Below are 17,292 nucleotides of genomic sequence, written 5' to 3'. Positions count from 1 at the left end.
GGATTTTTTTATTTGCTTTAATTTTGCAAACTGCATGTTGGGGAAAACTGCAATGATTAATAAGGTGGTAGCCCTTATAGAAAACATTCTTTTAATAACATCTTATGGAGGATTTAACATGACAATTCAAAAGGCCTACCAACCATTAAATACAGATACAGCAATAGAACTCAGTAAAGATTTACAATTATTCAACCAAGATGACCAACTTTCTGCCGAAGAAATCGGTGATGGGAATTTAAACTTAGTGTTTCGCATTCGAAACGAAAAAAAGGATCAATCTTTCATTATCAAGCAAGCATTGCCTTATGCAAAAGTCGTCGGTACTAGCTGGCCTTTAACACTGGATCGTTCACGTATTGAAAGTGAATCTCTCAAAAGAACATACCAGCTTGTACCTCAATTCGCTCCAAAGGTATTTTATAGCGATTCTACTTTAGCTGTTACAGTTATGGATGATTTATCTCACTTAATCATCCTGAGAAAAGGGTTAATTGCCGGGAATCAATATCCGAAATTAGCCAAAAATATCGGCGTTTTCTTAGCCCATACCCTTTTCTTCAATTCTGATTTCGGTTTAAATCAACAAGAGAAAAAGATCCAAAGTAGCCAGTTTATTAATCCTGAATTATGTAAAATTACTGAGGATCTCGTTTTTACAGACCCCTTCTTTGATCACGATACTAATAATATTGACGGCTCCTTGAAACCGTTTGTTGCAGTTACCATTTGGTCTGACCAATTATTAAAGCTTGAGGTTGCCCAATTAAAACAAGCCTTTCTAACTAAAGGAGAAACACTCGTTCACGGTGATCTTCACACAGGAAGCATTTTTGTAAGTGACGAAGAAACCATTGTCATTGACCCTGAGTTTGCCTATTACGGTCCATTTGGTTTTGATGTAGGTGCGTTCATCGCAAACTTAATTTTAAATTACTTAGCTCAAGATATTCATTTAGAAGATCAACCGCAAAATAAAACCGAATATCAACGGTATTTGCTTGGTGTTATCACAGAAACTTGGACGGTGTTTGAGCAAGAATTCACAACTCTTTGGAAGAAACATCCACAAGATGCATTTATGAAAATTGATGGCTATCTTGAACAAACATTATCAACAATTTTTACCGATGCGATTGGCTTCGCTGGTTGTAAAATAATCCGTAGAATGATTGGACTTGCTGGAGTAGAAGATGTTGAGTCTATTTCGGATGTGGACCTCCGAAATCAAGTTAAGAAGAAAGCATTAACATTAGGCAAGAAGTTAATAGTAGAACGTAAAGAACTAACATCTATTCAGAAACTTGTAAAGGTTGTGTCTGACCATGCTTAATACGCCTATTCGCTCGGTTCAATGGAGTGACACTCATATTACATTGCTTGATCAGCGTCTATTACCTGGAAAAATTGAGTTTCTCTCCCTTACTACTATCGAAGATGTATGGGATGCAATTTTTCAACTAAAGGTTCGAGGTGCTCCTGCAATAGGGATTGCTGCTGCTTACGGATTAGCTTTATGGACACAGCAAACCCAGTTAGCTAATTTCGATAAGTTTAGATCCGAGCTTGAAAAGCAAGGCGCCTACTTGGAAAGTTCTCGTCCCACAGCTGTTAATTTATTTTGGGCTGTGAAACGTATCCTTTCAGTCGTAGAACAAGCTTCTACTGTCGAAACAGCAAAGAAAATCATCTTAACTGAGGCAAAATTAATTGAAAAAGAAGATGAAGGTGTTTGTCGTTCCATTGGTGAATACGCCATCGACTTATTTCAAGATGAAGACATCCTCTTAACTCATTGTAACGCTGGTGGGATTGCTACAGCTCGCTATGGTACAGCACTTGCACCATTTTATATCGCCAAAGAACGAGGACTAAATCTAAAAGCCTACGCATCGGAAACTCGCCCTGTCTTACAAGGAGCTAGGTTAACAGCTTGGGAACTACAACAACTGGGCGTTGATGTAACATTAATTACCGATAATATGGTTGCTCATACGATTAAATCAAAAGGAATTACAGCGGTTATCGTCGGTGCTGACCGCATTGCAGCTAACGGGGATACCGCTAATAAAATTGGAACATACGGTCTTGCTTTAATTGCTAAAGCACTTGGCGTTCCATTTTACGTCGCAGCCCCCCTTTCTACGATTGATATAGCTACCTCTTCTGGTGAAGAGATCGAAATCGAGGAGCGTCATCCCGATGAAGTTCGGACCTTAAATGGACAAGCGATTACCACACCTGATATGAAGGTTTTCAATCCAGCCTTTGATGTAACACCTTCTGAATTAATCACAGGTATTATTACAGAAAAAGGAATGATCCAAGGTGACTATCAAACAAAGTTAGCCGATCTTTTTAAATAATTGAGTATGGCGTAGTTCCGGGATAGAAAACTCTCCTCCAAGAGATTTTCTATCCTTTTTGTTTATAGATGAACAAGACTTTGGCGTTAATAGCGACTCCTTTTTTAATAGAACTCCCTCTTTTGCTAACCTCATAATCATTTTGAGCCATCTTTTTTCTGCTTGCGCCTAAAAAACCCACTTCTCAATTGAAAAGTGGGTTTCTTTAGAAGACAAGATGCTAAACATCTCCCATTTCTAGCTTCATCTGCTCAAGGATTTTCTTTTCAAGTCTTGAGACTTGAACTTGTGAGATCCCTAGCCTAGCAGCAACTTCTGACTGGGTTTGATCTTTGTAATAACGTAAGTAAACTATCAATCGTTCTCTCTCGTCAAGGTCTCGTATCGCTTCTTTCAAGGCGATTTTATCAAACCATTTTGTTTCCGTTTGGTCAGCTATCTGATCTAGTAAAGTGATGGGATCACCATCATTTTCATAAACCGTTTCATGAATCGATGAAAGAGAGCGACTTGCTTCTCCGGCAAAGACGACTTCCTCTGGTGTAATCTCCAACTGTTCCGCAATTTCATTAACCGTTGGAGTTCGACCTAGAGATTTAGTCATTTCATCCTTCATTTTTCGGATCTTATTACCTAGCTCTTTAATAGAGCGACTAACTTTGACCGTTCCATCATCTCGTAAAAAACGTTGGATTTCACCAATTATCATAGGCACTGCATAAGTCGAAAACTTTACATCATAGGACAAGTCGAACTTATCAACCGATTTAATAAGCCCGATACATCCGATTTGAAATAAGTCATCCGCTTCATAGCCTCGATTCATAAAGCGCTGAACGACCGACCAGACAAGTCTAGTGTTACGGTTAACAATTAAGTCTCTCGCTTCTTGGTCGCCCTCTTGACTCTTCGCAATGAGCTTCTTTACTTCTGCATCAGAAAAATGTGCCTGTTTCTTCTTTTGTTGTTTTACCTCGACATCCATAGGCAAAACTCCTTAATTACACATAGCTTTGCTATTTGTGAGTGTTTTTTTTAAATATACAGTTGTGCCAATCATCGGTTCAGATACAACTTGGAGCTCATCCATAAAATTTTCCATAATTGTAAATCCCATCCCCGAACGCTCGAGTTCCGGTTTTGTTGTAAATAATGGTTGACGTGCTTCATCAATGTCTTGTATGCCCATACCTTCATCTCGAATCGTAAGTTCTATTGTGCCGTTTTCCAGCGTACAATGAATGTAAACCATGCCATCCGATTGATTGTGGTAACCATGAATAATCGCATTGGTTACTGCTTCTGAAACCACTGTCTTAATTTCTGTCATTTCATCCATCGTTGGGTCAAGTTGAGCAATAAAAGCTCCCACAGTCACTCGTGCAAACGACTCGTTTTGGCTCTGAGCTGAGAACTTCAAATCCATCACATTTTGCATCGTTTAAGCCACCCCCAAAGTTTGTAAAGCAAATTGTTCATTGTCTTCTAAACGGATAATTTTAAACAAACCTGACATTTCAAACAAACGTTTGACTGATGATGAAATGGCACATACGACCATTTCGCCTCCATTTGCTTTGACTTGTTTATATCTGCCAAGAATGACACCTAGACCAGAGCTATCCATAAATGAAAGCAGCTCTAAGTTTAAGACAATATGCTTTACCTGACCGTCAGCTAGTTTCTGCTCAACTTGTGTTCTTAATTCATCTGCCGTATGGTGATCAAGCTCGCCTTCTAATCGTACTAGCAAGACACTTCCTTTTTTTTCTAGATCCATTTTAAAACTCATTTTAATCACTCCCTCTAGTTAGCTCATCAATCATGAGTTATCGCATAGATGATGATTCACCTATACTTTCTTTGCTAGAGAGAATTTCGCCTTTTACCTTCGTGCTTCCTGCTAGATGACAAAACTAGTCTTGATTCGAAGAAAGTTGTCAAAAGAAGCGTTACGCTGCTCCAAATTTCGCAATTACACGCTTAAATAATTTCCACCATGAAGCCTCATAGACATCATTACCGGCTATAAGCTCTGTTTCACTTAAGATTTCACCTTCTCGTTCAATAAATAGCTTCCCAATAACTTCTCCTTGTTTGATAGGAGCGTTTAGATTAGCATCAATTTCTAATCGTTCGACAACATCATCCACTTTTACCCCTTTTTTCGTTAAAATGGACACTGATTCTGATGTAACAACAGGGATCGTATCTTTATCACCTTTATTTACTTCTACATCCGCTAAAATATGATCACGGTCGTAAAGCTTATGCGTTTGATATTGACTAAATGCATAGTCAAGCATGGAAGTAATTTGTGCATTCCGTTCTTTTGGCGTTGGAGCCCCCATAATTACCGTAATAATACGCATTCCATTCTTCTCTGCTGTTGCCGTTAAGCAATACATCGCTTCTCTTGTAAATCCTGTTTTTAATCCGTCTACTCCAGGATAAAACTTTACTAGTTTATTCGTATTGACAAGCCAAAATTTATCATCTGTATCTTCTCTTAAGTAGTCCTCATAAATCCCTGTGAATTTCGTAATGTCTTCATACTTTAAAAGTTCTTTTGAGATAACAGCTAAGTCATAAGCTGTCGTATAGTGATTTTCTGCTGGCAGTCCGTTGGTGTTGACAAAGTTCGTATTCTTAAGCCCGAGCTCTTCTGTTTTGGCATTCATCATCGCAATAAATTCTTCTTCTGTTCCCGCAATATGCTCTGCCATCGCTACAGACGCATCATTTGCTGATGCTACTGCGATTGATTTTAGCATATCGGTTACACTCATTTCCTCACCCGGTTCTAAAAAAACCTGTGAGCCTCCCATTGAGGCAGCATATTCACTTGTCCGTACCATATCATCATAGGCAAGTGCCCCTTTATCAATCGCTTCCATAATCAAAAGCATCGTCATGATCTTCGTCATACTTGCTGGTGGAAGCTTTTCCTGACTGTTTTTATCAAAAATCACTTCACCAGTATCACGTTCAATTACTATCGCCGAAGATGCCTTTTCCGCTAACTTCGCTTTTGACTCTTCGGCGCTAGCCATTGGTGCTAACAAACTTAAAACAAGGCATCCGCTTAATAAACTGGATAGAACTTTCCTCATCTCCATCCGACCTCCATCTCATTTTCATAGTCTTCCTTAGGTGATCCAATATTCTTCAAAATAAGGAAAACTCACCCAAGTTGGCTACCCCCCATTTTCTCCAGTTGATAATCTTTTATACATAAAAAATGTAAATTAGTCATCTTTCGACCAACTAGGAATCTATAAAAACTACTGATAGCATAAAAGAAAGCCGTCAAAAAAAGCTTTGTCGCCTTACTTAAAATGCTTTCCATTCCCTACTCATTTAAATTAATTCCGACAATACAACCCGATTTTATGAGTTTTAATTGTTTGTTCAACTTTATTCCTTTATACTTCTAATAAGAGATCTTATCGGAGGAATATAAACAATGACTTCTACTGCAATTCGGTTTCATTCAAATCAATTATCAGCTGCCATCCATTACCCCATTGACCATGAACAATCTAGCTTTCCTACTATTATTTTTGTACATGGATTCGTTAGTAGCAAAGTTGGAGAACATAGGCTTTTTGTAAAAGCAGCAAATTATTTTGCGAACAAAGGTTTTATATGTTTTCGGTTTGACTTCCGAGGCTGTGGTGAAAGCGATGGCGATTATCAAGAAGTGACAGTAACAAAGCAACTTGAAGAGTTAAGAACCGCAATCAACTATGTTTCTAGTTTAGATGGAGTCAATCCAGAACGGATGACCTTAGTTGGTCACAGTTTGGGAGGTGCGATTACCGCTTTATCAGCCAGCCAATTTCCGTCCATCCAAACCATTGTTCTTTGGTCACCAGTAGCTAGGCCCTATTTTGACATCCGTTCTATAACAGGGACTGAAGCGATTAACACCGCTGAAAAAGAAGGTGTCTTTGACTATAAAGGTTTTCTACTAAGTTATGATTTCTTCAACGATTTATCGCATCACGATCCCCTTAAGAAAATTACTTCCTATAAAGGTTCAGTCTTGCTCATTCATGGGGATCAAGATCAAGATATTCCGAAAGAAAATGTCACTACCTATTTAAAAGAGTTAAAGGAAAATAGAAATGAACGAGTAATTGACGCTTCTTATATAGTAGGGGCTGACCATACTTTCACGAATACTGCTTGGGAAAATGAATTATTTCACAAAACATGTCAGTGGCTTGAAAACAGAAAGAACCCTCGAAGCTAATCGCTCCGAGGGCTTATTGTTATTGAACCGGTGTTGGTTCATTTAGGTTAATAGCTGGGCCAAAAAATTCATAATGAATGTTTTCTGCTTGAATGTCTAATGCTGTTAGTTGAGTTACAACTTCTTTAATAAAAGGAATTGGACCACACACATAAAACTGTCCGTCCATTTCTATCACTTTTTCAAAAAAGTCTCGATTGACAAATCCTTCGTAGTCATAATTTTGTTTTACCTTATCTTCACTTGTAGGATTAGAATAAAAAAGATAACTACTTGCATTTGCAGACAATGAAACCACATCCTTCACTTCTTCACCGAATGCATGCACCAAGCTATTTTGAGCCGCATGGATGAAAGTCACATTGCGCTCAGGTTGATCTTGTGCAATCGTCTTTAACATGCTAAGCATCGGTGTTACCCCTACTCCTCCACTAATTAAGTAGACCGGTTTAGATTGATTCGTATCTAGTACAAAATCTCCTGCAGGGGCACTTACTTCTACTTCATACCCTACTTCGCATTCATGTAAAAAGTTTGATACTTTCCCAGCTGGCGTTCCTTCATTTTCACGCTTAACTGAGATTCTATACATTTTTTCATTAGGCGCATCCGATAAACTATACTGTCTATTTTGAAGATACGTTTCTCCATCCATGTTGACACGTAATGAGATATATTGTCCTGGGATAAAGCTTGATACTCCTTGACCGTTAGCTGGAGCTAAATAGAAAGAGGTGATTGATTCACTTTCTTTTACTTTTCTCACAATACGGAACGGTTTAAAGTCTTTCCAACCATTCTTTTGTTGTTCTGCTTCCTCGTACATTTCCTTTTCAACTTGAATAAAAATATCAGCAATTGCGCCGTATGCTTCGGCCCAAGCTTGTAAAATCTCTTCTGTCGCAGCATCTCCTAATACTTCTTTGATCGCTTTCAAAAGGAATTCTCCTACAATTGGATAATGCTCTGCTTTAATCGCTAAACTACGGTGCTTATGAGCAATTTGTCTGACTACAGGTAGTAGAACCTCTAACTGATCAATATATTTAGCTGCAGCCGTAACCGTGTTAGCAAGAGCCGTTTGCTGTCTGCCCTTTTGCTGATTGGCATGATTAAAAATATTTAACAATTCCGGATGTGCCTCAAACATCGTTTTATAAAAATGAGTTGTAATCTCTTTCCCTTTTACTTCAAGCACTGGTGCAGTTGATTTTACAATTTGAATAGTCTTTTCGGTTAACATATTCCATTCCCCTACCTTAAAAGATGTATTTTAAATACTTCTTTTAGTTTAAACTTGAATATCACTTAAAGCAATATATTAAATACACCTTTAATGAAATGGTCACAATTGGTTCATTTTTTTTTAGATGTTAGTGTCTTTTGTGTGAGAATGTTTGTCATACCTGATAGGAGTTATTTCCCCGAAGTCGGCCGCTAAATAGAACCATTAGATTACTTTCTTAAACTTTACCGAAAGATTATGATAAAATGATTGTATGTAAATAATATTGTGAGGCTATGACTATGAGATTAACGATTTACACAGACTACTCTCTTCGTGTTCTAATCTACTTATCAACGCTTTCAGAGAATGAAAAAACCAATATAAAAGAAATAGCTACTGCTTATGGCATTTCAAAAAATCATTTAATGAAGGTTATCTTTCAATTAGGAAAACTCGGTCTTATAGAAACAACCCGTGGCCGGAACGGAGGAATTCGTCTTGCGCTAGAGCCAAACGAGATCAATATCGGCTCTGTTGTTAGACATACTGAGGATGACTTAAACATCGTTGAATGTTTTAACCCTGAACAAAACACTTGCGCGATTTCTCCAGTTTGTAAATTAAAGGGAGTTTTGGATCAGGCATTAAAAGCCTACTTAGAAGTTCTTGATCATTATACGTTAGCCGATTTAACGAAAAATCAATCACTATTAAAACAGTTGCTTCAACAAAACAACTCCACATCTCTTTAGAATGTGGAGTTACCTTATTTATTCGCCTTTAGCAATTAGTTGAACGTCAATATTTCCTCTTGTTGCCTTTGAATATGGGCAAACTTGATGTGCTTTTTGCACAAGTTCTTCTGCCTCAGACTGAGAGGCTCCTTTGACTGTTACATGAAGAACAACTCCTATCTTAAAACCGTTATCTTTTGGATCTTTTATTAAACTTACTTTAGCATTAACTTCTGAATTGATTTCCTTTTTTTCCTTAGATGCTACTAAATTCAGGGCTCCATCAAAACAAGCTGCATACCCTGCTCCAAACAGTTGCTCTGGATTCGTTCCGTCAGTAGCCGGCGTATTCCCCTTTGGCATGACCAATTTATGATCCAATACTCCATTCTCAGAAGTTACATGACCATTTCTTCCACCAACTGCTTTTGCTTGTGCTGTAAATAAAATATCTGCCATTTGCTAACACTCTCCTTCATTGCTTTATCCTTCTCTATGACTATTCACTAAAAGTCACTGTATTAAACACCGTCACCTAAAAACCCCGTCGTGTGAACGACGGGGACATAAAAATCATTGTGGACTAGGAAGTTTGAAATTAAAACTAAGAACCTCCAAGTTGAGACTCAGCTTGTTGAACTAAACGCTTGGTGATCTCGTTCACTAATGTAAAAGTGATTGAAAAATTCAAAGAAGTATGAAAAGATTTAATTATCAATCCAAAGGGAGCAAAATAATGAAGATAAGAAAATTGATTGTGGCTCAAAATATAAATAATCACTTAATCGAACAAATAAAACAAGTTGTACCAGACTGGCAAGTGATTGTCGGTCAAGATCCATCTAAATGGGAAGAACATATTAAGGACGCTGAAATCATTGCTGGTTGGAGCAAGAAAATGAAAAATTACACTCTAAAAGAGGACTCTTCGCTTCGATGGCTTCAAACGTGGTCTGCCGGTGTTAATTCCCTTCCATTGACAGAGTTAGAGCTTAGAGAGATTCAAATAACAAGTGCAAATGGCGTCCACTCCTATCCGATAACTGAGACGATCTTTGGACTGATGCTAGGTCTAACTAGAAAAATTCATACATATGTAAAAAATCAACAAGCTAAAACATGGCATCATGGTCATATGAAACTCGAAATTCATGAAAAGACGATTGGGATTATCGGTGTAGGTTCAATCGGGAGAGAAACAGCAAAAATTGCTAAAGCTTTCGGTATGCATGTTTTAGGCTTACGCCATACAGGAGAACCAACCGAATTTGTCGATGAAATGTTCACGACAGATCAATTAAATAGCGTATTGCCAAGATGTGATTATGTTGTTGTAACTCTTCCTCTTACTGCAAAAACACAGCATTTATTAGGTGCTGAACAATTCGACCTAATGAAATCATCTGCTTTTTTCATTAATATTGGTCGCGGAGAAATTGTTGTTGAGCAGGATCTAGTCCATGCACTACTTGAACAAAAAATTGCAGGCGCAGGATTAGATGTATTTACGACAGAACCCCTACCTGAAGAAAGTCCTTTATGGGATATGGAAAATGTGATTGTCACTCCGCATACTTCTGGATCAACTGAACATTATGATAAGCGTGTAATTGAAGATATTTTTATTCCAAATCTAAAGAACTATATAGCTGAAAATCCTCTTACGATTAATGTCCTTGATTATAAGAAGGGCTACTAAAGGTTTCCTAAGGAACTCTATTAAGACCTTTTTTATAAAAAAATTAAATAAATTGCTAGTAAAGGTTCAAAAAGGGAAAACCGCCCTTTTGAACCTTTAATATCCTCTCTCCTAATGCGGAGTTGCAATGGCTTCACTCACTGCGCGTCTATCCGAGAAAACCACTCGGATCGACTTAAAACTTTGCAGTGGCTTCGCTCATTGCTTCGAGCTTGTTCAAAAAGGGAAAACCGCCCTTTTGAACAAGCTCTATTAACAAATAAAATAGACGCTTTCAAATTTGAAAGCGTCTATTTTTCTACTCAAATGGATTGGGAACGAAATCGTTTCGAGTGTCTATATAGATCGTTCCTTGCTCATCTATTTGAGCAAAGAAAACATCTTCAATTCTTTGAATGTTACGTGTGAGCAAAACTTCTTTTATCCAATCCTCGTCTTTTCCGAGGATTTTCAGACTTTGCTTGAGAATCTGTCCATCAATGATAAAAGCCTGTACTAAACCACGGCTCGCCTGAACATTAAAGACATCCTTTTGCATGGCATTTAAATAGGGTGGCTTCGCTAAAACAGATATAGAACCATCCATCTCCATGATCGCCGTTTCAACTTGATCGACATAAAAGAAGCCTTTCTTACGCAAATTCGTAAGCAATCCATCCATCGACATTCTCACTTTTTTAAGACCTTCTTCAAGCACTTGTCCATTTTGAATTAAATACGTTTCCTCATCCTCTAATATTTTCCGCCCACGTAAACTTTTGATTGCGATTATACTAGTGATAAAAGTATAAAGACAAAATAAAACTAATCCAATCATACTGATCCAAACCGGAATATCCTTCATAAGTATTGAACTTGCCACAATCGATCCAATCGTGATCCCTGCTACAAAATCAAAAAAGGTCATCTGAGCAATTAACTTTTTGTTAAGCAACCGACACAAAGTATACAGGACAATAAATCCAATCGTGGCACGGATGATAATTTCAGAAACAGTCATTAAAACTAACACCTCTTCGTAGTAGATGAATATATTATCCCCCTTTTCACTCAGTAAAATTCAAAAGAGATGGCTCTTAATGAGTCCACCTCTTCTTTAATCAAAATGTGTGATCTAAAAGGTAAAAATCAACCTTTTTGAATAATTTTTAATATGACTTAGTCGCTCCACCGTCTACGGCAAGTGCTTGACCTGTCACATACGTGTTTGTGAATGAACCTAGAAAGACAATCGTTTTTGCAAATTCTGCAGGTGCACCGTAACGTCCAATCGGTATAGCTTGCTCCATTTGCTTCCGACCTTCTTCATAGCTGACATTCAGCTTGTCAGCTCGGATTTGGTCAAGTTCTGCAACTCGATCTGTACCAATTCTCCCTCGTCCAACTGTATTAATTAAAATCTGATCGGGGGCAAGCTCTTTAGCAAGCGTCTTTGACAGGCCAACAATACCTGTACGAAACGTATTCGATAAAATTAATCCATCTACCGGTTCTTTAATAGAGGAGGAGGCAATGTTCACAATACGACCTCCTCCTTGTTTTCGCATATAAGGAAGCACTTCTCGGATCGCACGAACAAAACTAAGTAAGTTGAGTTCAAGCCACTTTTCATCGTCAAATAGATCAAAGCCACCAGCTGGCGGTCCACCTGCATTGTTGATAAGTACATCGATCGAACCATGTAGTTCTGCAGTCGTTTTAACAAGTTTTTTTATATTCTCGGTTCGTTATATCACAAATTTGAACGTTAGGCTTTCTTCCCGTTTCTCGTTCAATTTCATTTGCAGCAACGCTGAGCTCTTCAAATTTCCAACTAGCAAGCATCACCTTAGCTCCTTCTTTCGCAAATTCTAGAGCACTTGCTTTCCCCAAACCTTTACTTGATGCTAACACAAGAACTGATCTATCTTTTAATCCTAATTCCATTTTTCCACCTCCATTACATCTCAATTGAATTTGGTTGTATAGGTCTATTTTTCTTTTCCTTTTGCCATTGAATCAACACAACAACGGCAATAATCGCAAAACCAGCCAGATCTAGGATCAGATTTGGATTCATAAACAACAAGGAGCCTCCAAATAAAAATAAACGCAATACTGGATTCATAGTTGTTAAAAGATACCCTTCTGCTGCCGTTCCTAACATGACCACACCCGTAACCGCCGTTACGACAACTAACACTCCTTCTCCAAAAGTAGTATCAATCAAGAGAAGAGAGTTGTTGTAAACAAACATATATGGAACAATAAAACCTGCAATCGCTAGTTTCATCGATAGGAAACCAGTCTTCATTTGATCTCCGCCTGATATTCCTGCAGCTGCAAATGCGGCTAAAGCAACCGGCGGTGTAATGTTTGCAAATATACCAAAATAAAAAACGAATAAATGGGCCACTAATGGCTCAATTCCAAGTGTGATAAGCGCTGGTGCAGCCATCGTTGCCGTAATAATATAAGTTGGAATACTCGGTAAACCCATCCCAAGAACAATACACGCAATCATTGTAAAGACAAGGGTTAAGAATAAACTTTCTCCACCAAGCGTGACAATCCCATTTGCTAGCTTTAATCCAAATCCAGTCATCGTTGCCACACCAACTACGATCCCGACACAGGCACAGGCAATTGCTACGCCTACTGATGTACGCGCACCTTGTTCCAATGCATCAATAATATCCCGTAAGGACATTCTCGTTGTTTTTCGTAACATCGCAACAATAACAGTAATAACAATCGTTAGTAACGCTGCATAAATAATCGTACGTCCACTAAAGAATAGCATGTACATAAGGAACATAAGCGGGATAAGCAAATGGCCACGCTCTTTTAAAACTTCCATCACTCTTGGAAGGTTGTCTTTGGAAATCCCTTTCAATCCTTCTTTTGTTGCCCGTAAATGAATCTGAACAATAATTCCTAAATAAAAAAGTAAAGCTGGTAATAAAGCTGCAAGAGCAATTTGACTGTACGGAATTCCTAAAGTTTCAGCCATGATGAAGGCTGCTGCCCCCATTATAGGTGGTAGGATTTGTCCCCCTACAGAGGCTGCTGCCTCAACGGCCCCAGCAAAGTTGCGACTGTAACCGATTTTTTTCATTAATGGAATCGTAAAAGAGCCAGTCGTTACAACATTGGCAACTGCTGCACCGTTAATACTCCCTAAGAAACCACTTGCAATAACAGAAACTTTAGCGGGGCCTCCCCTCGTTTTTCCAGCAATCGCTAATGCCATATCATTAAAGAATTGCCCCATCCCTGACTTTGATAAAAATGCACCAAATAGGATAAAGAGAAAAATGTATGTTGCTGAGACTCCGATTGCTGTTCCGAACACCCCTTCTGTCGTCACATACATGAAATTGACAAGTTCATCCCATGTATAGCCACGATGGCGGAAAATCCCCGATAGCTCACGACCATATAATCCATATAGAAAGAAAAGAACAGCCATCGTTGGTAGACCCCAGCCTGTTACACGACGAGATGCCTCGAGTATAAGTAGAACTAACATTGCACCAAAGAATAAATCGAAATTATTCGGTAAACCACCACGATTCACAATTCCTAAGTAATCAACGAAAATATAAACAGATGTTGAAACAGCCATTAAAGCAAAAATGACATCATACCAAGGAAGTTTCGTTCGGCTTGCCTTTTTAAACGGCGGATATAATAAGAAAATTAGCGCTAATACGGCTGCAACATGTAAGGAACGGTGTTGCAACGTTGCTGGTGTGCCAAAATAAGACGTGTACATATGATAAAGAGATAAAGAGATCGCAATGATCGAAACTATAATTGCAACCGTCTTGTTCGAAAAAGTTCGAAAGCGTGATTCTGCATCGTATTTTTCTAAAACTTCTTGTTGTTCTTTAGTCATTTGAGGTTCTTCTATAGTTGAACGTTTCCCCATGACAGTCACCTCTTCTCTACAAATATTTTCATTCGTTCATGGTGGGGCAGGTCTTCCGCATCAAACACGGTTATATCATTAATCTCAAGTTCAAAATTAACCTTTTGTGAATGAATCCATCGAAACACAGATAATTGCTCATTAATATCTCGAATGACCACTTCACCATCCTCTACGGTCATCGTTCCTTTTTGATGAGGAACACCTGCACCAAATGATTGAAAGGCCGTTTCTATTAATAAAAGCTCTCCTTCATCGGTAAGTTGATAGGTTTCACGCCATGGCGTTTTTTCAACAGAATGAATCCACTTGATTGTGAATGTATCTCCACCCTTCAAATGTTTCACTTTGTTATAGACGGTTTCATCTTCTTGGCTTTGAACAATTAGGGTCAATTGATCTGGGTTTGTACAAGCCGATAACATTAAAACAATCCAAACGAACCAGATTCTCATTCTTCAACCCCCTACCAGCATAAAAATAGACAACTGACTCATTCGGACAAACTACCGATTTATTTAAAAGGTAGAACGTTGATCATGAGTCAGTTTCTTGGATATTATTAGTTTAGTGCTCCAACTTCTTTAAAGTAACGCTCAGCTCCTGGATGGAATGGTACAGGCATACCTACGCCAACTGTTTCTAAAGTAATATCTTTTGCAGCATTGTGTGATCCTTGAATTTGATCAAGATTTTCAAACAATGTTTTTGTAATTTCATAACCAGCATCTTCAGAAACATCATTTGATAGTAATAATAAATTAGTGATAGCAGCCGTTGGGATATCTTCTTCATTTCCATAAGAACCTGCAGGGATCAATTCACTTGAGAAAAACGGGTAATTTTCAGTTAAGTAATCGATCGCATCGCCTTCGATCGGTAGAATTTTAGCTGTATGAGTTGTATCTAGGTCAATGACTGTAGCGTTAGGAACACCACTTGTAACAAATGCTGCATCGATCATCCCGTTTTTGATCTGATCAATTGCTTCACTGTAAGATAAGTAATCTTCATCAACATCATCATAAGACATTCCATGTGCTTCTAAAACCATACGTGCGTTTAGCTCTACTCCAGAGTTAGCAGCCCCAACTCCAACACTTTTACCAGCTAAACCAGCAACACTCTCAATCCCTGAATCTTCAGTTGTAACAACTTGAACAAAGTTAGGATAAAGTGCTGTTAATCCTCTTAAGGAATCGATAGGCTGCTCACCTTCAAAAGCACCGCTTCCTTCATAAGCTTGTAAAACTGCGTCTGCCATTGTTATCGCAAGTTCTGCTCTACCTGTATTGATAAGATTAATATTTTCAACAGATGCACCAGTGGCTTGAACAGAAGAATCAACTCCTAGTTCTTTCTCAATAATATTTGCAACTGCTCCACCGATAGGATAGTAAACCCCAGACGTTCCTCCAGTGGCTACTGTAACGAATAAATCTTCTAGCTCCATGCTACCTTCTTCACTTTCAGTCTTTTCTGTCCCCTCGAGCTCTGGACTTGAAGTGTCTTCGCCCCCACATGCCGTTAGAAAAACAAGCATTGACGCCACAAATAATGTGTAAAACTTTTTCATGCTACTTCCCCCTAATTTTTTATTTTCCTTTTTAGTTCACTTAATTAAATGCAAATGTTGTGCCAACTTTAAAAAGGCATAAATGTAACCGTTTACTTAGGAAAGGATACATTTATGCCGGTTCAAAAGCGGCATATTTTGCCGCCCTGCAATTTTTGCCGCTTTTTATTGTTCATATTGTTTCAACTTGTCACGTAAACCTCTTTCACTTATCCCTAGCATTAAAGCGGTGTTTTTCCGGTGACCATTATTTGCCTCAAGCGTTGCTAAAATGAATTGTTTCTCTATTTCTTTTAAAGGAACTCCGACAAAATCTAGAATCGTTTCTCCTTCTTTTCGTTCAACGGAATGGATTGCTCTAACTTGTTGTGGCAGGTCTAACACTTCAATAAATTCGTCATCTGCAAGAACCATGGACGATTCTATGATATTAGAGAGTTCTCGAATGTTCCCTGGATAATCATAATTAAGTAAAATCCGATTTGCTTCTTTCGTAAAGCCTTGTACCTTTTTGCTCATTTCCAGGTTGAACTGTTGGATAAAGTGCTTAATTAAAAAGGGAATGTCTTCTTTTCTTTCTCTTAAAGGAGGTAATGGCACTTTAACGACGTCTAAGCGAAAATATAAATCTTCACGAAACTCCCCGTTTCTCACCGCTTCTTCAAGGTTTTTATTTGTTGCTGCGATCACACGCACATCTAGATTTATTTCTTTATTAGAACCAAGCTTTGTAACGACTTTTTCTTGTAGGACTCGTAAAAGCTTTGCCTGTAAAGAAAGGGGCATATCACCAATTTCATCTAGAAAAATCGTTCCTCCATTCGTAAGCTGAAACTTCCCTTCCTTACTGGAAACAGCTCCAGTGAAAGCTCCCTTGTCATAACCAAATAGCTCACTTTCTAGAAGTTGGTCCGGTATCGCTGCACAATTAACAACTTCAAAATGCGCTCGTCGACGCTTTCCCGAAAAGTGAATCGCTCTTGCAACTAGTTCCTTTCCTGTCCCACTTTCTCCAACAATTAACACATTTGAATCTACTTCCTTTACTTTTCCAATCAAGTTAAAAATCGAAGCCATTGCTTCACTTTTACCGATAATTCCTTCATAGCTATATTTTTTTTCTAATTCTTGACTTAAATAATCGACTTGTTCATTTAAATGTTGATAATGAAGCGCTTGTTGAATGATCGAGTAAAGTTCTTCAATATTAATTGGTTTCGTTAAATATGAATAGGCTCCTTCTTGAATTGCTCTGACCGAAGTTGCAATCGTTCCGTAAGCCGTAATCATTATAACCACGGTCCTTGGACTAACTTGTTTAATTTTCTTTAAGATTTCAAGACCATCTACTTGACCAACCTTTAAGTCAAGCAAACATAAGTCGTGATGTTCTTCTTCTATCCACTTCAATCCCTCATGCGGTTTAGTCGTTGTCACTACCTCATAATCGTCCTCTAAAGCAAATTCCAAAGAAGAACAAATTGAAGCTTCATCATCAATTACAATGATCCGTTTCAT

16 protein-coding genes and 1 pseudogene are annotated in these 17,292 nt (G+C 38.2%); 5 read left to right on the top strand and 12 right to left on the bottom strand.

All coding sequences use genetic code 11. The features are described 5' to 3' along the window. Nucleotides 1-118 precede the first annotated feature (118 nt). Nucleotides 119-1,333, top strand: coding sequence for an S-methyl-5-thioribose kinase (gene mtnK, locus LDX58_RS01565; RefSeq protein WP_227935102.1), 1,215 nt, complete (start codon nt 119-121; stop codon nt 1,331-1,333). Continuing rightward, on the top strand, nt 1,326-2,366 hold the full coding sequence (gene mtnA / locus LDX58_RS01560) for an S-methyl-5-thioribose-1-phosphate isomerase (RefSeq protein WP_227935101.1): 1,041 nt from the start codon (nt 1,326-1,328) through the stop codon (nt 2,364-2,366). Before mtnK ends, mtnA begins: the two co-directional genes overlap by 8 nt. Before the next feature lie 220 nt (nt 2,367-2,586). Here mtnA and sigF read toward each other — a convergent pair whose 3' ends face one another. The 4 genes from sigF to LDX58_RS01540 form a co-directional block, all read right to left on the bottom strand. After that, a complete protein-coding gene (gene sigF / locus LDX58_RS01555) occupies nt 2,587-3,351 on the bottom strand; it encodes an RNA polymerase sporulation sigma factor SigF (RefSeq protein ID WP_227935100.1) in 765 nt (254 codons plus the stop codon). Between the two features lie 12 nt (nt 3,352-3,363). After that, entirely contained in the window at nt 3,364-3,804 is a 441-nt protein-coding gene (spoIIAB, locus tag LDX58_RS01550) for an anti-sigma F factor (RefSeq protein ID WP_227935099.1), read from the bottom strand. A 3-nt stretch (nt 3,805-3,807) separates the two neighbouring features. Next, nucleotides 3,808-4,158, bottom strand: a complete 351-nt coding sequence (gene spoIIAA, locus LDX58_RS01545) for an anti-sigma F factor antagonist (RefSeq protein ID WP_227935098.1) — start codon at nt 4,156-4,158, stop codon at nt 3,808-3,810. A gap of 160 nt (nt 4,159-4,318) precedes the next feature. Next, a complete protein-coding gene (locus LDX58_RS01540) occupies nt 4,319-5,479 on the bottom strand; it encodes a D-alanyl-D-alanine carboxypeptidase family protein (protein ID WP_227935097.1) in 1,161 nt (386 codons plus the stop codon). A gap of 353 nt (nt 5,480-5,832) precedes the next feature. Here LDX58_RS01540 and LDX58_RS01535 point away from each other — a divergent pair, with 353 nt between their 5' ends. Continuing rightward, nucleotides 5,833-6,624 carry an alpha/beta hydrolase family protein gene (locus LDX58_RS01535; RefSeq protein ID WP_227935096.1) on the top strand — a complete coding sequence of 264 codons (792 nt, stop codon included), beginning with the start codon at nt 5,833-5,835 and terminating at the stop codon, nt 6,622-6,624. Nucleotides 6,625-6,643: 19 nt separating this feature from the next. Here LDX58_RS01535 and hmpA read toward each other — a convergent pair whose 3' ends face one another. Then, complete coding sequence (gene hmpA / locus LDX58_RS01530; protein ID WP_227935095.1) at nt 6,644-7,867, bottom strand: NO-inducible flavohemoprotein; 1,224 nt, start codon at nt 7,865-7,867, stop codon at nt 6,644-6,646. Between the two features lie 284 nt (nt 7,868-8,151). Here hmpA and LDX58_RS01525 point away from each other — a divergent pair, with 284 nt between their 5' ends. Then, nucleotides 8,152-8,604: an Rrf2 family transcriptional regulator gene (locus LDX58_RS01525; RefSeq protein ID WP_227935094.1), complete on the top strand. Its 453-nt coding sequence runs from the start codon at nt 8,152-8,154 to the stop codon at nt 8,602-8,604. An 18-nt stretch (nt 8,605-8,622) separates the two neighbouring features. Here LDX58_RS01525 and LDX58_RS01520 read toward each other — a convergent pair whose 3' ends face one another. Further along, nucleotides 8,623-9,045, bottom strand: coding sequence for an organic hydroperoxide resistance protein (locus tag LDX58_RS01520; RefSeq protein WP_227935093.1), 423 nt, complete (start codon nt 9,043-9,045; stop codon nt 8,623-8,625). Nucleotides 9,046-9,322: 277 nt separating this feature from the next. Here LDX58_RS01520 and LDX58_RS01515 point away from each other — a divergent pair, with 277 nt between their 5' ends. Then, a complete protein-coding gene (locus LDX58_RS01515; RefSeq protein WP_227935092.1) occupies nt 9,323-10,285 on the top strand; it encodes a D-2-hydroxyacid dehydrogenase in 963 nt (320 codons plus the stop codon). Between the two features lie 298 nt (nt 10,286-10,583). Here the strand turns inward: LDX58_RS01515 and LDX58_RS01510 are convergent, their stop codons facing one another. The 6 genes and pseudogenes from LDX58_RS01510 to LDX58_RS01485 all read right to left on the bottom strand — a co-directional run bounded on the left by LDX58_RS01510 (nt 10,584) and on the right by LDX58_RS01485 (nt 17,292). Next, entirely contained in the window at nt 10,584-11,285 is a 702-nt protein-coding gene (locus tag LDX58_RS01510) for a DUF421 domain-containing protein (RefSeq protein ID WP_227935091.1), read from the bottom strand. Nucleotides 11,286-11,433: 148 nt separating this feature from the next. Continuing rightward, a pseudogene (locus LDX58_RS01505) lies at nt 11,434-12,211 on the bottom strand (SDR family oxidoreductase). Nucleotides 12,212-12,224: 13 nt separating this feature from the next. Next, entirely contained in the window at nt 12,225-14,198 is a 1,974-nt protein-coding gene (locus LDX58_RS01500) for a TRAP transporter permease (protein WP_227935090.1), read from the bottom strand. A 5-nt stretch (nt 14,199-14,203) separates the two neighbouring features. Continuing rightward, a complete protein-coding gene (locus tag LDX58_RS01495) occupies nt 14,204-14,653 on the bottom strand; it encodes a DUF1850 domain-containing protein (RefSeq protein ID WP_227935089.1) in 450 nt (149 codons plus the stop codon). Between the two features lie 107 nt (nt 14,654-14,760). Next, complete coding sequence (locus LDX58_RS01490; RefSeq protein ID WP_227935088.1) at nt 14,761-15,774, bottom strand: TAXI family TRAP transporter solute-binding subunit; 1,014 nt, start codon at nt 15,772-15,774, stop codon at nt 14,761-14,763. Between the two features lie 165 nt (nt 15,775-15,939). Then, a complete protein-coding gene (locus LDX58_RS01485; RefSeq protein ID WP_227935087.1) occupies nt 15,940-17,292 on the bottom strand; it encodes a sigma-54-dependent transcriptional regulator in 1,353 nt (450 codons plus the stop codon).

This window comes from Alkalihalobacillus deserti (assembly GCF_020734105.1).
GTDB classification, from domain to species: Bacteria; Bacillota; Bacilli; order Bacillales; family Bacillaceae_D; genus Halalkalibacter; species Halalkalibacter deserti.
The sequence above is the reverse complement of the archived record's forward strand: the minus strand, read 5'-3'. Positions and strand labels throughout refer to the sequence as shown.

What these genes read in the sequence shown, in the direction of transcription:
- mtnK (WP_227935102.1), top strand. Translation starts at nt 119, where the DNA reads ATGACAATTCAAAAGGCCTACCAACCATTAAATACAGATACAGCAATA.
- mtnA (WP_227935101.1), top strand. Translation starts at nt 1,326, where the DNA reads ATGCTTAATACGCCTATTCGCTCGGTTCAATGGAGTGACACTCATATT.
- sigF (WP_227935100.1), bottom strand. Translation starts at nt 3,351, where the DNA reads ATGGATGTCGAGGTAAAACAACAAAAGAAGAAACAGGCACATTTTTCT.
- spoIIAB (WP_227935099.1), bottom strand. Translation starts at nt 3,804, where the DNA reads ATGCAAAATGTGATGGATTTGAAGTTCTCAGCTCAGAGCCAAAACGAG.
- spoIIAA (WP_227935098.1), bottom strand. Translation starts at nt 4,158, where the DNA reads ATGAGTTTTAAAATGGATCTAGAAAAAAAAGGAAGTGTCTTGCTAGTA.
- LDX58_RS01540 (WP_227935097.1), bottom strand. Translation starts at nt 5,479, where the DNA reads ATGAGGAAAGTTCTATCCAGTTTATTAAGCGGATGCCTTGTTTTAAGT.
- LDX58_RS01535 (WP_227935096.1), top strand. Translation starts at nt 5,833, where the DNA reads ATGACTTCTACTGCAATTCGGTTTCATTCAAATCAATTATCAGCTGCC.
- hmpA (WP_227935095.1), bottom strand. Translation starts at nt 7,867, where the DNA reads ATGTTAACCGAAAAGACTATTCAAATTGTAAAATCAACTGCACCAGTG.
- LDX58_RS01525 (WP_227935094.1), top strand. Translation starts at nt 8,152, where the DNA reads ATGAGATTAACGATTTACACAGACTACTCTCTTCGTGTTCTAATCTAC.
- LDX58_RS01520 (WP_227935093.1), bottom strand. Translation starts at nt 9,045, where the DNA reads ATGGCAGATATTTTATTTACAGCACAAGCAAAAGCAGTTGGTGGAAGA.
- LDX58_RS01515 (WP_227935092.1), top strand. Translation starts at nt 9,323, where the DNA reads ATGAAGATAAGAAAATTGATTGTGGCTCAAAATATAAATAATCACTTA.
- LDX58_RS01510 (WP_227935091.1), bottom strand. Translation starts at nt 11,285, where the DNA reads ATGACTGTTTCTGAAATTATCATCCGTGCCACGATTGGATTTATTGTC.
- LDX58_RS01500 (WP_227935090.1), bottom strand. Translation starts at nt 14,198, where the DNA reads ATGGGGAAACGTTCAACTATAGAAGAACCTCAAATGACTAAAGAACAA.
- LDX58_RS01495 (WP_227935089.1), bottom strand. Translation starts at nt 14,653, where the DNA reads ATGAGAATCTGGTTCGTTTGGATTGTTTTAATGTTATCGGCTTGTACA.
- LDX58_RS01490 (WP_227935088.1), bottom strand. Translation starts at nt 15,774, where the DNA reads ATGAAAAAGTTTTACACATTATTTGTGGCGTCAATGCTTGTTTTTCTA.
- LDX58_RS01485 (WP_227935087.1), bottom strand. Translation starts at nt 17,292, where the DNA reads ATGAAACGGATCATTGTAATTGATGATGAAGCTTCAATTTGTTCTTCT.